General features: G+C 69.9%; 14 protein-coding genes and 1 pseudogene. 8 read left to right on the top strand and 7 right to left on the bottom strand.

Going from position 1 to position 13,698, the window contains the following annotated elements:
- Positions 1 to 76 precede the first annotated feature (76 nt).
- Together OG214_RS03380 and OG214_RS03375 are read right to left on the bottom strand one after the other, a co-directional pair.
- Positions 77 to 670 carry a GNAT family N-acetyltransferase gene (locus tag OG214_RS03380; RefSeq protein ID WP_405983717.1) on the bottom strand — a complete coding sequence of 198 codons (594 nt, stop codon included), beginning with the start codon at positions 668 to 670 and terminating at the stop codon, positions 77 to 79.
- Positions 670 to 1,827 carry an LLM class flavin-dependent oxidoreductase gene (locus tag OG214_RS03375; RefSeq protein WP_405983716.1) on the bottom strand — a complete coding sequence of 386 codons (1,158 nt, stop codon included), beginning with the start codon at positions 1,825 to 1,827 and terminating at the stop codon, positions 670 to 672. The genes OG214_RS03380 and OG214_RS03375 overlap by 1 nt, the downstream gene beginning before the upstream one ends.
- Before the next feature lie 692 nt (positions 1,828 to 2,519).
- Here OG214_RS03375 and OG214_RS03370 point away from each other — a divergent pair.
- The 4 genes from OG214_RS03370 to OG214_RS03355 all read left to right on the top strand — a co-directional run bounded on the left by OG214_RS03370 (position 2,520) and on the right by OG214_RS03355 (position 5,468).
- Positions 2,520 to 3,524, top strand: a complete 1,005-nt coding sequence (locus OG214_RS03370) for an amino acid ABC transporter permease (protein ID WP_405983715.1) — start codon at positions 2,520 to 2,522, stop codon at positions 3,522 to 3,524.
- A gap of 109 nt (positions 3,525 to 3,633) precedes the next feature.
- Complete coding sequence (locus tag OG214_RS03365; RefSeq protein WP_363083300.1) at positions 3,634 to 4,167, top strand: type 1 glutamine amidotransferase domain-containing protein; 534 nt, start codon at positions 3,634 to 3,636, stop codon at positions 4,165 to 4,167.
- Between the two features lie 139 nt (positions 4,168 to 4,306).
- Positions 4,307 to 4,675, top strand: coding sequence for a hypothetical protein (locus OG214_RS03360; protein WP_405983714.1), 369 nt, complete (start codon positions 4,307 to 4,309; stop codon positions 4,673 to 4,675).
- Between the two features lie 247 nt (positions 4,676 to 4,922).
- The gene (locus tag OG214_RS03355) at positions 4,923 to 5,468 is read left to right on the top strand and encodes an ATP-binding protein (RefSeq protein WP_405983713.1); all 546 of its coding nucleotides are present in this window, start codon (positions 4,923 to 4,925) and stop codon (positions 5,466 to 5,468) included.
- A 118-nt stretch (positions 5,469 to 5,586) separates the two neighbouring features.
- Here OG214_RS03355 and OG214_RS03350 read toward each other — a convergent pair whose 3' ends face one another.
- On the bottom strand, positions 5,587 to 6,042 hold the full coding sequence (locus OG214_RS03350; protein ID WP_363083305.1) for a DUF5709 domain-containing protein: 456 nt from the start codon (positions 6,040 to 6,042) through the stop codon (positions 5,587 to 5,589).
- A 338-nt stretch (positions 6,043 to 6,380) separates the two neighbouring features.
- Here OG214_RS03350 and OG214_RS03345 point away from each other — a divergent pair, with 338 nt between their 5' ends.
- A complete protein-coding gene (locus OG214_RS03345) occupies positions 6,381 to 7,709 on the top strand; it encodes an NAD(P)/FAD-dependent oxidoreductase (RefSeq protein WP_363083297.1) in 1,329 nt (442 codons plus the stop codon).
- 40 nt (positions 7,710 to 7,749) lie between these two features.
- Positions 7,750 to 9,600: a transketolase gene (locus OG214_RS03340; protein WP_363083296.1), complete on the top strand. Its 1,851-nt coding sequence runs from the start codon at positions 7,750 to 7,752 to the stop codon at positions 9,598 to 9,600.
- Positions 9,601 to 9,709: 109 nt separating this feature from the next.
- Here the strand turns inward: OG214_RS03340 and OG214_RS03335 are convergent, their stop codons facing one another.
- Both OG214_RS03335 and OG214_RS03330 read right to left on the bottom strand, forming a co-directional pair.
- On the bottom strand, positions 9,710 to 10,069 hold the full coding sequence (locus OG214_RS03335; protein WP_363083295.1) for a hypothetical protein: 360 nt from the start codon (positions 10,067 to 10,069) through the stop codon (positions 9,710 to 9,712).
- Positions 10,070 to 10,313: 244 nt separating this feature from the next.
- Entirely contained in the window at positions 10,314 to 10,700 is a 387-nt protein-coding gene (locus tag OG214_RS03330) for a tetratricopeptide repeat protein (protein ID WP_363083294.1), read from the bottom strand.
- A 122-nt stretch (positions 10,701 to 10,822) separates the two neighbouring features.
- Here OG214_RS03330 and OG214_RS03325 point away from each other — a divergent pair, with 122 nt between their 5' ends.
- Together OG214_RS03325 and OG214_RS03320 are read left to right on the top strand one after the other, a co-directional pair.
- Positions 10,823 to 11,788 carry a pirin family protein gene (locus tag OG214_RS03325; protein WP_363083293.1) on the top strand — a complete coding sequence of 322 codons (966 nt, stop codon included), beginning with the start codon at positions 10,823 to 10,825 and terminating at the stop codon, positions 11,786 to 11,788.
- A 341-nt stretch (positions 11,789 to 12,129) separates the two neighbouring features.
- Positions 12,130 to 12,504 (top strand): HIT domain-containing protein, encoded by a 375-nt coding sequence (locus tag OG214_RS03320; protein ID WP_405983712.1) that lies wholly within the window; start codon positions 12,130 to 12,132, stop codon positions 12,502 to 12,504.
- Between the two features lie 104 nt (positions 12,505 to 12,608).
- Here OG214_RS03320 and OG214_RS03315 read toward each other — a convergent pair.
- A pseudogene (locus OG214_RS03315) lies at positions 12,609 to 12,707 on the bottom strand (short-chain dehydrogenase); the annotation flags it as partial.
- Between the two features lie 97 nt (positions 12,708 to 12,804).
- Positions 12,805 to 13,641 (bottom strand): SDR family oxidoreductase, encoded by an 837-nt coding sequence (locus OG214_RS03310; RefSeq protein WP_405983711.1) that lies wholly within the window; start codon positions 13,639 to 13,641, stop codon positions 12,805 to 12,807.
- Positions 13,642 to 13,698: the final 57 nt, after the last annotated feature.

Raw genomic sequence — 13,698 nt, 5'->3', positions numbered from 1 at the left:
GCGGTCCGTCCGAGGAGGTACGGGCCGGTCGCGGCGCGCAGGCCGGAGACGGCCCGGGATCAGGGTGCGCACGGGCTCATACCTTTCCTTCGGTGGAGACGGTGGAGACGGTGGAGACGGTGGGGGCAGTGGGGGCGGCCGAGTCGGCGGGGGCGGCGGAGCCGGCCGGGCCGGAGCGACGGGCGGCGAGATGCTTCTCGAACCGGAGCGGACCGATGGTCTCCGGGTCGGCGCTCGTGTCGAACAGCGGTGTGTATCCGGTCCTCAGATACAGCCCCCTGGCCTCGGGCTGGCGCGGCCCGGTGGTGAGATGGATCCGGCGGTAGCCCCGTACGGCGGCGATCCGCTCCAGCTCCCCGACCACCCGCGCGGCCAGCCCCCGTCGCCGGTGGGCGGAGTGGGTCCAGATCCGCTTCAGCTCGGCCGTGGTGGTGTCGTACCGGCGGAACGCGCCGCCCGCGACCGGCTCGCCGTGCTCCAGCAACAGCAGCAGGACGCCGTGCGGCGGGGCGAACTCCTCCTCCGGATAGCGGGCCATCTCGCCGTGGGCCGCCTTGCCGTAGCGGGAGGTGTACTCCTGGTCCAGCTCGCGCAGCATCGGCAGCACCAGCGGATCGGAGAGGGCGGTCCGTACCCAGGTCAGACCGCCGGGTTCGGCGACGGAGGTCATCAGCCGGCCTCGACCAGACTCCGCGTGCCGGGTACCGCGCGCTCGGCGTCCCTCTCGGCGTCCCTCTCGGCGTCCCGCTTGGCGACCTCTTCGCGTACGAGCGGGATGACATGACGGCCGAAGTCGATGGCGTCGCCCAGCAGGTCGTAACCGCGCGCGGAGAGGATGTCCACGCCCAGGTCGTAGTAGTCGAGCAGCGCCTGGGCGACCGTCTCCGGCGTTCCGACCAGGGCGTTGGAATTGCCCGCGCCACCGGTGGCCGCGGCGGTCGGCGTCCACAGCGCCCGGTCGTAGCGCTCACCCGACTCCGCGATCGCGATCAGCCGCTGCGACCCGGTGTTCTCGGGCTCTCCCCGGCGGTAGCGGCGTACCAGAGCCGCGTCGCCCTGCTCCCTGCGGGCCTTGATCGTGTCCACCGTCCGGTGCGCCTTCTCCCAGGCGAGTTCCTCGGTGGGCGCGATGATCGGCCGGAAGGCCACCTGGATACGGGGCGGTGCCGTACGCCCGGCCGCGCGCGCGGCGGCCCTCACCGCCTCGATCTGCTCCGCGGTCTTCTCCAGCGGCTCGCCCCACAGGCAGTAGATGTCCGCCTCGGCGCCGCCCGCCTCGTACGCGGCCGGTGAGGAGCCGCCGAACGAGACGTCCGGGCGGGGCCGCTGGACCGGGAAGACATCGCTGACGAAGTCGTGGAACCGGTAGTGCTCGCCCTCGTGGTCGAAGGCCTCGTGCGTGGTCCAGATCCGCTTGACGATCTCGATGTACTCGCGCGTACGCGAGTAGCGCCGGTCCTTGGTGAGCGTGTCCCCCTCGCGGCCCTGTTCATGGTCGTTCCCACCGGTGATGAAGTGGACCGTGAGCCGCCCGTCGCTGATCCGGTCCAGTGTCGCGAACGTCTTGGCGGCGAAGGTCGGATACGACACATTCGGCCGGTGCGCCAGCAGGATCTGGAGCCTGTCCAGCCGGGACGCGATGAACGCGGCGGCCGGCGCGGGATCGGGCGAGCCCGAGCCGTACGCGAACAGCACCCGGTCCCAGCCGTGGTCCTCATGGGCGCGGGCCAGCTTGAGCGTGTACTCCTTGTCGAACGCGGCGCCGGAGCGGGGGTTCGTCTCCGACCCGTCGTGGGTGGCGGCGATACCGAGGAACTCCACAGGCATGACGGACCTTTCGTACGGCGGAGAAACGCGGTGCGTACGCGGATGGAGGGCATGCCGAAGGAACCCTGGGCAGACCGCGGGCACGGCGGAAGCGGAGTGACGTGTGGAACGCGTGGAAACGGAGTGGCGCGTGCGGAGTGGCGCGTGGAGCGTCAGGAGGAAGACGGCAGCGTGCACCCGGTGAAGAGGGGGAACTCGGCCCGCGACGGGGTCACCGAGGGAGGGAGGGGCCGGTCGGGCGGCCCGCTGCCGGGGTCAGGTGCGATCAGGCGCAACAAGAGGCGGACCACACTCGACCGAAGTCGATGTGGCCGCGGGTGACCAACGGCAGCTGCTTCTGCATGCAGCCAATTGAGCACGGGACTTTCACCGAAGTCAACCGGTGCTCGCACAGTGGTACATGAGTGGTCGGGGCGCCGGGGCCTCCTTGACAACCGCGCCGCCCCCGCCCGTACGATCGAGACGCGTCCGGCCTCCGTGCGCACCTCGGACCCCAGGGTCTCCGAGGTGAACACCGGGCCGTACCGGCCGTGTTGAGGGACGCGGTGCGTGACGACGTTCGGAGCACTCGAAGTACCCGGAGCATCCGGATCTGGAGCACCCGGAGCACCTGGAGCGTCCGGACCTGGAGCACCCCGGGGCACCCGGAGTACACCGACCACCGCCGACCGCACTCCCGCCGGAGCCCCCTCATGTCTGTATCGCCCCCGCCCGATGTCCTCCGCGTGCCGGACGCGTCCCCTGCCAGACGCGACCTCACCCCGCCCCCGCGCGACGAGATCTCCCGTATCGTGCCGCGCCGGCATCCCGGACGGTGGCTGTCGGCCGCCGCCGCGCTGCTGGTCCTCGCGATGGTCGTCAACTCCGTCGTCCGCAACCAGCGGTTCCAGTGGAGTGTGGTCGGCCAGTACTTCACCACGCCCGCGGTACTCGACGGGCTGCTGCTCACGCTCTGGCTGACCGCTGGTGTGATGGTGCTCGGTTTTCTCATCGGCACGGTCTTCGCCGTGATGCGGCTCTCCGCCAACCCCGTGCTGCGCACGCTCAGTTGGGGTTACGTATGGATCTTCAGATCCACCCCGCTGCTGGTGCAGCTCCTGTTCTGGTTCAACATCGGCGCGCTCTATCCGACGCTCGGCGTCGGTATCCCCTTCGGCCCCGAGTTCCTCACCTTCAAGACCGTGAACCTCTTCGGCGCCGGACTCACCGCGCTGATCGGTCTCACCCTGCACGAGGCGGCCTACGCGGCGGAGGTGGTACGCGGCGGGATCCTCTCGGTGGACGCCGGCCAGACCGAGGCCGCGCAGTCCCTGGGGCTGAGCCGGTGGCGGGTGCTGCGCCGTGTCATCGTGCCGCAGGCGATGCGCTCCATCGTCCCCACCGCGGGCAATATGCTCATCGGCACCCTGAAGGGGACGAGCATCGTCAGCGTCCTCGCCGTACAGGACCTGCTGTTCTCCGTACAGCTCATCTACAACCGTACGTACCAGGTCATCCCGCTGCTGATGGTGGCGACCATCTGGTACATCGTCGTCACCAGTGTGCTGTCCGTCGGCCAGTTCTATGTCGAGCGGTACTACGCCCGGGGCGCGGCCCGCGAGCTGCCGCCCACGCCCCTCCAGCGGCTGCGCCGCCGTACCACGACCGTGACGGCACGGCTCCGTACCGCGACCGCCCCCGACGCGAAACGTCTCTGAGCCCCCCGCCGCGTCCTCGCGCCCGGGACCGATGCGGATTTCTGGGTAGGGGACAAGGTGTACGAGAAGAGCCGTACGAGCAAGACGCGCGGGAAAGGACGTGAATCACATGCGTGTGGCATTCCTCGCGGCTCCAGAGGGTGTGGAGCAGATCGAGCTGACCGAGTCGTGGAAGGCCGTGGGTGACGCCGGCGGAGAGCGTGTACTGGTCTCCACAGCACCGGGCGAGATCCAGGCGTTCGACTATCTCGACAAGGGAGACACCTTCCCCGTCGACCGTACGGTGTCCGAGACGGCCGCCGGCGACTACGACGCGCTGGTGCTTCCCGGCGGTGTCGCCAACCCGGACGCCCTGCGGATGGACCCGGCTGCCGTGTCGTTCGTCAAGGACTTCTTCGACGCGGGCAAACCGGTGGCGTCGATCTGCCATGCCCCATGGACGATGATCGAGGCGGATGTGGTGCGCGGCAGGACACTGACCTCCTGGCCGAGCCTGCGGACCGATCTCACCAACGCGGGCGCCACCTGGGTCGACGAGCAGGTCCACGTCTGCACGTCCGCGCCCAGCACCCTGATCACCAGCCGGAAGCCGGACGACCTCAACGCCTTCTGCGCGACGTTCCTCAAGGAGTTCGGAGCGTAGGCCCGACGGGTGGGCCGCGAGCCATCGGCCCCGGCTCGACAGACGTCCCGCGGGTGCGGTCCGGTCGCACACCGCGGTCGCCGGGGAGAGGGTGGAGACCGGACACCGGGACACCGGGACACGGAGAGGAACGATCGACGTGAACAGTGCGGACCAGCCCATGGACGAGGTGGTCGTGGCGCTCACAGACGGGGCGAAGGAGGACGCGCGCGCTGTGTTCGGTGTGCTCCGTACGGCCTTCGCCTGCGATCGCGCGGCCGACGACATCCCGCAGGACGTGGCCGGGCGGCGACCGACCGTATGGCTCGCGACCTTCGACGCCTCGCATCCGGGGAAGAAGCCGGACCCCGCGCGGCTGACGGCGCCGCTCACGGCCACGCTCCAGGGCGGCTACTCGGCGGTGGACACCATGCGCAGGACGCTGGCCTCCGCGTTCACCGTCCACGATGTCGGTACGGCCTTCGGCGACCAGGAGGAAGAGATCCAGGTGCTCCTGGAGAGCCGGTAGCCCACCGACAGCCGCTACCGCCGGCTGCCACCGCTGGGCCGCACGTCGCCGGGTCAGCTCGGAGCGGCTGTGGCCTGAGCTGCTGTGACCTGCGGTGATTCGCCCCGGTACGGCTCGTGTTGCGGTTCCGGACGGCCCACCTCACCCTGAGGATGACCCAGAAGTGGCTTTCGCTCACGCTTCGTACTCGGGGGTCGTTGATCCAACGTGGTGAAGCTCGTGGGCCTCTCTGTGAGGAGCCTCGACCATGACCGTTCCACCCGACCGTCATTACGTGGTCGAACTGCACGCCTCTCCGGAGCGTGTTCCGCAACTCCGGCGCATCGTCGCCGCGCATCTTCGGCACTGGAGGCTCGACCTGCATGTGGCGTCCGTCGGCAAAGGTGTCGAGGAACTGCTGACCAATGTCCACCGCCATGTCGGTGACGGCAATCGCTGCGTGCTCGAACTCCGCTGGACGGGCCGGCATCTCACGGCCTCCGTCGAGGACAACGGCCCGCGCATGCCGCGGCTGCTCACGGCCGGTGGCGGCGGCCTCGCCAGGGTCGCGGCGCTGAGCGACAGCTGGGGTACGTGCGCCACGGCCGAGGGCAAGGTCATCTGGTTCACCAGAAGTGTCCGAAGTCCGCAGGACGTCCCGCGTGTGCCGTGGACACCGCTCACCGGGGTCGGCACAGCGCGGCGGGAGCCCGTCCCGACGCCCGTGCCGATGCCCGTGCCGGTTCCCGCCCCGGCCGCGCCGCCCGCCCCCGCCCCGCTCATTCCAGCCCCGCTCGTCCCGGTGCTGGTGTGACCGTAATGGTGTGAGCGTCGTGCGCGGTGGAAGTGCCGTACACCGGGCGGATGTTCACCCGCTCCGCGCCCGGTGTACGGCTTCGCCCGGGTTCACACCGGGGCACACACCGCGCGGTTCACTCCTGCTCGGTCTCGTCCGGGTAGGGAACGAGATGGACCGCGGCCTCCTCCGCCGAAGCGGCGGCGCCGTCGATGCCGACATCGCTGGCGATCATGTCCTTCTCGGCGTCCTCGTGCGCACCCTCGTCCGGCGCCACCAGCCGCCCCGACCGGCCGTCGCCGACCTCGTCGTCGAGCGTCTCGCCCTCGCCGTACGGCAGATCACCGATGCCGTCCCCGATGGGGACCGTGAGGTCGGGGACCTCCTCCGCGAGCCGCTGGTCCAGCGTTTCCCCCGCCCGCTGCTCGGCGGCCGTCGTGCCCATGTGCTCCACGCCGAGGGGACGCTCCGGCGGCGACCAGCCTTCGTCGAAGGGGTCGGAACCACGGTCGAGGAGAGTGTCCTCGGCGTCGAGGATGCCCTCGTCGTCGATGACCTCCGAGCCGTCCGGCTGATAGACCTCGTCGCCCATGGTCTGGCCGCTGTCGCCGCTGTCGCCGCTGTCGCCGCTCACGTCGTTCTCCTCGCCTCCTGCGGTCCGGTCGTGCGCCGGCGCGTGGGAGTTACTGCCCTGGGGAGGGGGCGGCTCCTCCCTCTGCGTCCACCTTCCCACCTCTCACGACCGTGTCAACCGGCAGGTGGAGGGGTCTGTGGCAGCGGGGGAGCGCGGTGCCGCACACCCCGGTGCGCGACACCGCGCACAACGCTTCCGAGAACCCTTCAGGACCGGGGAGGTGTTTGTCGTTCCCGTCGGCGGGCACGTGACAAGTCAATCCTTACGACCCGATATGTCACACTCCGGAGTCGAATGTGAGCCGAGAACGCATTGTCATCGTCGGAGCCGGATTCGCCGGGTACGAGGCTGCTCGTACCCTCTCCCACCGCGTCCGGGACACCGCGGAAGTGGTCCTGCTGAACCCCACGGACTACTTCCTCTATCTCCCGCTCCTGCCCCAGGTCGCCGCGGGCATTCTGGAACCGCGCCGGGTGACCGTCTCCCTCTCCGGGACACTGCCGCGGGTACGGCTCGTCCTCGGCGAGGCCGGCCATGTCGACCTGGAGTCACGGCGTGTCGAGTACACCGGGCCGGAGGGCGACCGGGGTGAGCTGACGTACGACCGGCTCGTCCTCGCTGTGGGCAGTGTCAACAAACTGCTTCCGGTCCCGGGTGTCGCCGAGTACGCGCACGGCTTCCGGGGGCTCCCGGAAGCCCTCTACCTGCGGGACCATGTGACCCGTCAGATCGAGCTGGCCGCCGCCACCGACGACCACCGCGAGGGCACCGCCCGTGGCACCTTCGTCGTGGTCGGAGCCGGATACACGGGCACCGAGGTCGCCGCGCAGGGCCAGCTCTTCACGGACGCGCTGGTCCGTAAACAGCCCGCCTGGTGTCATAAGCGCAAACCCCGCTGGCTGCTTCTCGACATCGCCCCGCGCGTCCTGCCCGAACTGGACAGGCGGCTCTCCACCACCGCGGACCGGGTGCTGCGCCGGCGCGGCGTGGACGTACGGACCCGCACCTCCGTCAAGGAGGCGGGACGGACCGGGATCACGCTGGACGACGGCGAGTTCATCGAGACCCACACCCTGGTGTGGTGTGTGGGAGTACGGCCGGACCCGCTGGTCTCCGAGATCGGGGTGCCGGTCGAACGGGGCAGGCTGCTCGTCGACGCCCGGCTCAATGTGCCCGGCCACCCCGAGGTGTTCGCCTGCGGTGACGCGGCGGCCGTCCCGGACCTCACCAGGCCGGGCGAGTTCACCCCGATGACCGCCCAGCACGCGAGCAGGCAGGGCCGACTGGCGGGCCGCAATGTGGCGGCCACCCTCGGCCATGGGGAGCAGCGGGTCTACCGCCACCACGACCTGGGATTCGTCGTCGATCTCGGCGGTGTCAAGGCCGCGGCCAATCCGCTCGGGGTACCGCTCTCCGGACCGCTCGCGGGAGCGGTCACCCGCGGCTACCACCTGGCGGCCATGCCGGGCAACCGGGTACGCGTCGCCGCCGACTGGCTGCTCGAAGCGGTGCTGCCGCGTCAGGCCGTACAGCTCGGTCTGGTCCGCTCCTGGACCGTACCGCTCGAATCGTCGTCGCCCGAGCTGGCGAGGGTCCCCGGCGGACCGCACACCTCAGACACGTGAAGCACGTCCAGTACGTCCGGCACATCTCGCGAGGAGTGACATGAACAGCGAACAACTGACCGAACTGGGCCAGCAGTTGAGGGTCGACTCCGTACGGGTCGCCGACAGGGCGGGCTCGGGGCATCCGACCTCCTCGATGTCGGCCGCCGACCTGATGGCGGTGCTGATGGCCAAGCACCTGCGCTACGACTTCGACCGGCCGGGACGGCAGGGCAACGACCGGCTGCTCTTCTCCAAGGGGCATGCCTCTCCGCTGCTGTACTCCATGTATCTGGCGGCGGGCGCGATCGACGAGAAGGAGTTCCTCACCTACCGGACCCTCGACAGCCGGCTCGAAGGCCATCCGACCCCACGGCTGCCGTGGGTCGATGTCGCCACCGGCTCGCTGGGCCAGGGACTGCCGGTGGGCGTGGGCATGGCGCTCGCCGGACAGCGGCTCGGCCGGACTCCGTACCGCGTCTGGGTGCTGTCGGGCGACAGCGAGATGGCCGAGGGATCGGTGTGGGAGGCGATCGAGCACGCCGGTGTCGAACACCTCGACTCGCTCACCCTCGTCATCGACGTCAACCGGCTCGGCCAGCGCGGACCCACCCGCCATCAGCGGGATCTGGAGGCGTACGGCCGCAGGCTGCGCGCGTTCGACTGGCACACCATCGAGATCGACGGGCATGACGTCGACGCCATCGACGCGGCCTTCAACGAGGCCCGGTCGACGGGCCGCAGGCCGACCGCGATCATCGCGGGCACCCGGAAGGGAAAGGGTGTCGCCTCCGTCGAGGACCGCGAGGGGATGCACGGCAAGCCGCTGCCCGACGCGGAGAGCGCCATCGAGGAACTGGGCGGACGGCGCTCGATCCGGATCTCCGTGGCGAAGCCCGCCGAGCCCGAGACCCCCGCCCGTACCGCCAGGCACCCCGTCACGCTCGAACTGCCGCGCTACGACCTGGGCGACTCGGTCGCCACGCGTGACGCGTACGGCAGGGCGCTCGCCGCGCTCGGTACGGCCCAGGGCGATGTCGTCGCGCTCGACGGCGAGGTCAGCGACTCCACCCGGGTCGAGTTCTTCGCCAAGGAGCACCCCGACCGGTTCTTCGAGTGCTACATCGCGGAACAGCAACTGATCGCGGCGGCCGTCGGTATGCAGGCGCTCGGGCATGTCCCGTTCGCGTCGACGTTCGCGGCCTTCCTGACCCGCGCGCACGACTTCCTGCGGATGGCGTCCGTCAGCCGGGCCTCGATCAATGTCGTCGGCTCGCACGCCGGTGTCGCGATCGGGCAGGACGGCCCGTCCCAGATGGGCCTGGAGGATCTGGCGATGTTCCGCGCCGTGCACGGCAGTACGGTGCTGCATCCCTGCGACGCCAATCAGACGGCACGGCTCGTGGCGGAGATGCACGCGCTGTCGGGCGTGCGCTATCTCCGTACGCTCCGGGGCGCGACCCCGGTCGTCTACGGTCCCGACGAGGAGTTCCCGGTCGGCGGCAGCAAGGTGCTGCGCCGCTCGGACGCGGACCGGGTCACCCTGATCGGCGCGGGAGTCACCGTCCACGAGTGTCTGAGGGCGGCCGACCTGCTGGCCACCGAGGGCATCCCCGTACGGGTGATCGACCTCTACTCGATCAAGCCGGCCGACGAGCACACGCTCCAGGCCGCGGCGGCCGACACGAACTGTCTGATCACGGTGGAGGACCATCACCCGCAGGGCGGTGTCGGGGACGCGGTGGCCGAGGTGTTCTCGGACGGCCGCCCGGCGCCCAAGAGGCTGGTACGGCTGGCGGTGAACAGGATCCCGGGCTCGGCGACACCTCGGGAGCAGCTCCGTGCGGCGGGTATCGACGCGGACTCGATCGCCGCGGGCGTGCGGCTGCTGGTGGAGAAGATCATCCGCTGAGGACGCCGGCGGGGGCGCCGCACGGAGGACCGTGCGGTGCCGGTGCCGGTGCCGGTGCCGATGTCTTTGCCTTTGCCGGTGCGCTGAGGTTCCCGCGGGCGGGGCGAGTTCAGGGGCGGACGCGGTAACTCACGGCGGGGAAGCCGAAGTTGCCGAGGTGGAGGCTGCCCAGCCGGTAGAAGAGGTCGCTGGTGGTGCCGGGCGCGCCGGTCCGGCAGTCCGCGTTGAAGTAGACATCGATGTCCTGGGCGGACAGATTCGCGCCGGACAGGACCGGCTGGGACAGGTTCTGGCAGGTTCCGGTGTCGGCCAGGTCGACAAGGATCTCGGTGCCGGACTGACCGGCACCGGTGTAGAAGGCGGCCTCGGGGTAACCGGCCGCGGCGGCGGGCTGTGCCCCGCCCATGACGGCGACCAGTGCGGCGGCGGTTGCTGCGGTGGCGGCGAGCTTCCTGGTACGTGCGGTCATGAGGGTCCCTTCACGGTGGGGTGCTGGGGGCGGCGGGGCGCTGCGGACCGGCCCCGGGGAACGTGTCACTGCCGGGATCGGCAGCCGGGCGAAATACTTACACGTTCAACAAGATGCGGAAAGGGAGAGAACGAGCCACCGGCAGGCTCGCCGGCGTCCGGCGTCAGGAGCGCTCATGCTCCTGACGCCGGTGGCGCTCGGTGGCGCTCACGGCACGTACGTCATGTGCGCCATGTACGTCGCGTCACGCCGTGTCGTGGGTGGCGTCGTGCGTCGCGTCGGCGGCCGGTGCCGGGAACTCACCGGTGAGCGCGGCGGCCATCCGGAGGTGGGTCGCGGCCTCCGTACGGCGGCCCTGACGCTCCAGCGTGCGGCCCAGCATCAGCCGCGCGTACGGCTCCACCGGGTCGCGCTCCAGGACGGTGCGCAGCTCGGTCTCGGCCTTGGCCAGCCGCGCCGAGTGGTAGTACGTACGGGCGAGCAGCAGCCGCGGGGCGACCTGCTCCGGCACCTCGGCCACCAGCCCGTCGAGGATACGGGCCGCCGTCATGTACTCCTTGGCCTCGAAGAACATCTGCGCGCGATCCCAGCGCTCGGCGGCCGTTCCGTACTCGTAGTACGTGCTCTCCACGTCTCCTCCTCCGGTCTCCGATGGTCTCGTACGCTGACAACAGCGGAACATGGTTGAACATTCCACTATCGATTTGGTGTGGATACTGCCCCTCCGGACGCCACAGGATTAGGTTGGGCGCCATGAGCAATCTTGATCGTCAGGCCGCCCTCACCGTCTGCGGCGGTCGCGGCTTCGTCGTGGCCGAGCCGGTGCGCGAGCTGCTGAGCCCGCGCCGGGTCCAGCTCGGTGAATCCACCGAGGTCCGCAGACTGCTGCCCAACCTGGGGCGGCGGATGGTCGGCGCGTGGGCCTTTGTCGATCACTACGGTCCCGACGACATCGCCGACGAGGCCGGCATGCAGGTGCCGCCCCATCCCCATATGGGCCTCCAGACCGTGAGCTGGCTGCACGACGGTGAGGTCCTGCACCGCGACAGCCTCGGCAGCCTCCAGACCGTACGCCCGCGCGAGCTGGGCCTGATGACCTCGGGCCGGGCGATCTCCCACTCCGAGGAGAGCCCGCGCCGGCACGCCCGCTTTCTGCACGGCGCCCAGCTCTGGGTGGCGCTCCCCGACGCCCACCGCCACGTCCAGCCGCACTTCCAGCACCACGCGGAGCTGCCCGTCGTCACGGCCCCGGGCCTGACCGCCACCGTCATCCTCGGCGCGCTCGACGGCGCGGTCTCACCCGGCACCGCGTACAGCCCGATCATCGGCGCCGACCTGGCACTCGCCCGCGGCACCGAAACACGCCTCCCGCTGGAACCGGACTTCGAGTACGCGGTCCTTTCCATGTCCGGCGAGGCCGAGGTCGACGGCGTCCCCGTACTGCCGGGATCCATGCTCTACCTCGGCTGCGGCCGCTCCGAACTGCCCCTGCGCGCGGAGTCCGACGCCGGTCTGATGCTTCTCGGCGGCGAGCCGTTCGAGGAGGAGCTGGTGATGTGGTGGAACTTCATCGGCAGGAGCCAACAGGAGATCGAAGAGGCCCGCGAGGCCTGGATGTCCGGATCCCGCTTCGGCGAGGTACAGGGCTACGACGGCGCCCCGCTCCCGGCCCCCGAACTCCCCCCGGTCCCCCTGAAACCACGGGGCCGCACACGCTGATCTGCGCGTGCGTGTTCGTGGATCGGATGGCATTCATCGATCGTCAATTCCCCGGCCGGGCGATTCGGCGCACCCGGCCGGGGTGGTCCAGGTCTGCTTGAGAGTGCCGGTCCGAGTCTCAGGTGTGGTCGCCTCTTCTCGTATGCGCCAGACCTCATGCTGACCCAATGCTGACTTTCGTGACGCGTCGTCAGCTCACGACCAGGGGCTTCTCGGCCGAGCGTTCCACGTCGTGATCTCAAGGGGCTGGTGTGAGACAGGGGCAAGTAGAGGCTGGACGGTAGGGTTGCGGTGACGTTACCGTCCGACACGGAAATTTACTTACTGTGACCCCTGCTGCTGTGGCCCCGTCGACTTCGGACTTCTACTGCCACCAGGCCATCCCTCGGCTCACGCCGGTCAAGGTGGTGGTGGAGACCGAGGACGTGCTGGCGTTCGAGCACACCAACCCTGCCCATCCGGTGCACGTCGTGGTGGTGCCCAAGGAGCACATTCCGTCGCTGATCGACCTTGGTGGTGGAGGCGGGGAACTGCTCTCGAAAGTCATGGCGGTTGTAGGGAAGGTCGCGGCGCAGATCAAGGAAGAGCACGGCGCGGCTTCCGTCACCACGAACGTCGGGCTCTATCAGGAGTCGCAGCACCTGCATTTCCACGTGTACCACCGTGGGGAGTCCGACGAGCAGATCCTGGCGATGTACGGGCACCACGACGGCTGAGTTCTACCGGGCGTGACGGCTGCGCCCCGGCCTTGCCGCAGCGACGGTCTCCTGCGAGATCAGGTCGGCGGCGCGATGGATGACCTCCGGGCCGGGCGACTTCCAGCTACGAGCGCGATGCTGAAGCCCTCCTTGCCGAAGCGGCGGGCGAGCGCGGTGCCGAGACCGGATCCGGCGCCGAAGATGGCCAGAACCTTGGACATGGGGAGCTTCCTTCGTGGTGAGGGGCAGGCGTGATCGTCTGGTGATGGCTTCGCCGGGCAGCGTCGGAGTGCCGGCGCGCCGCCCGGCGGCGTGGGCTCAGAAGTCGATGGACGCGGCGGTCTGCTTGCCCGCGTCCAGTTCGGCGAGGCGGCCGGTCAGGGCGGTACGCATGGCGTTGTAGGCGTCGCTGCCCAGAGCCAGGCGGCGGGGCGCGGGGGTGGAGTGGGCCGAGGCGATGATCGCGGCGGCGACCTTCTGCGGGTCGCCGGACGCCTCGGCGGTGACGTTGTCGACGCCGGCTATGTAGGCGCGGATCTGCCCGGCCGGTCCGTCGGCGTATTCGGGCATGGCCGGGGCGACGTCGATGTTGGCGCCGAAAGTGGTGCGGATGATGCCGGGCTCCACCATGGTGATCCCGACGTCGAAGGGCTCCACCTCGGCGATCACGGACTCGAAGAAGCCTTCCACACCCCACTTCGAGGCGTGGTACATGCTGGCGCCGGGCGTGGTGATGTGGGCGCCCATGGTCGACATCTGGATGAAGCGGCCACCGCCCTGGGCGCGGAAGTGCGGGAGCGCGGCGCGCAGCAGGTGGATGGGCGCCGTCATGTTCAGCGCGATCTGCTCGTCGATCGAGGCGACGGTCATCTCCTCCGCGGCCCCGACGGATCCGCGTCCCGCGTTGGAGTAGACGACGTCGATCTGGCCGAGGTCGGCGAACGCGCGCTCGACGGTCTCATTCAGCGCCTTGGTGTCGGTGACGTCCAAAGAGGCGGTCCACAGCCGGTTGCCGAAGCGGTCCGCCAGATCGGACAGGACCTCGGGGCGGCGGGCGGTCGCCGCCACCCGGTCGCCCCGCTCCAGCAGCTGCTCGGTGACGGCGTGGCCGATTCCGGCCGACGCACCCGTGACGAACCAGGTCTTCGAAGCCATGGTCACTCCTTAATCCAACCGTTTGGTTTAGTTTCCCGACCTCAAGCTACGACGACC

The organism is Streptomyces sp. NBC_00872 (genome assembly GCF_045161915.1).
Classification (GTDB): domain Bacteria; phylum Actinomycetota; class Actinomycetes; order Streptomycetales; family Streptomycetaceae; genus Streptomyces.
The sequence above is the reverse complement of the archived record's forward strand: the minus strand, read 5'-3'. Positions and strand labels throughout refer to the sequence as shown.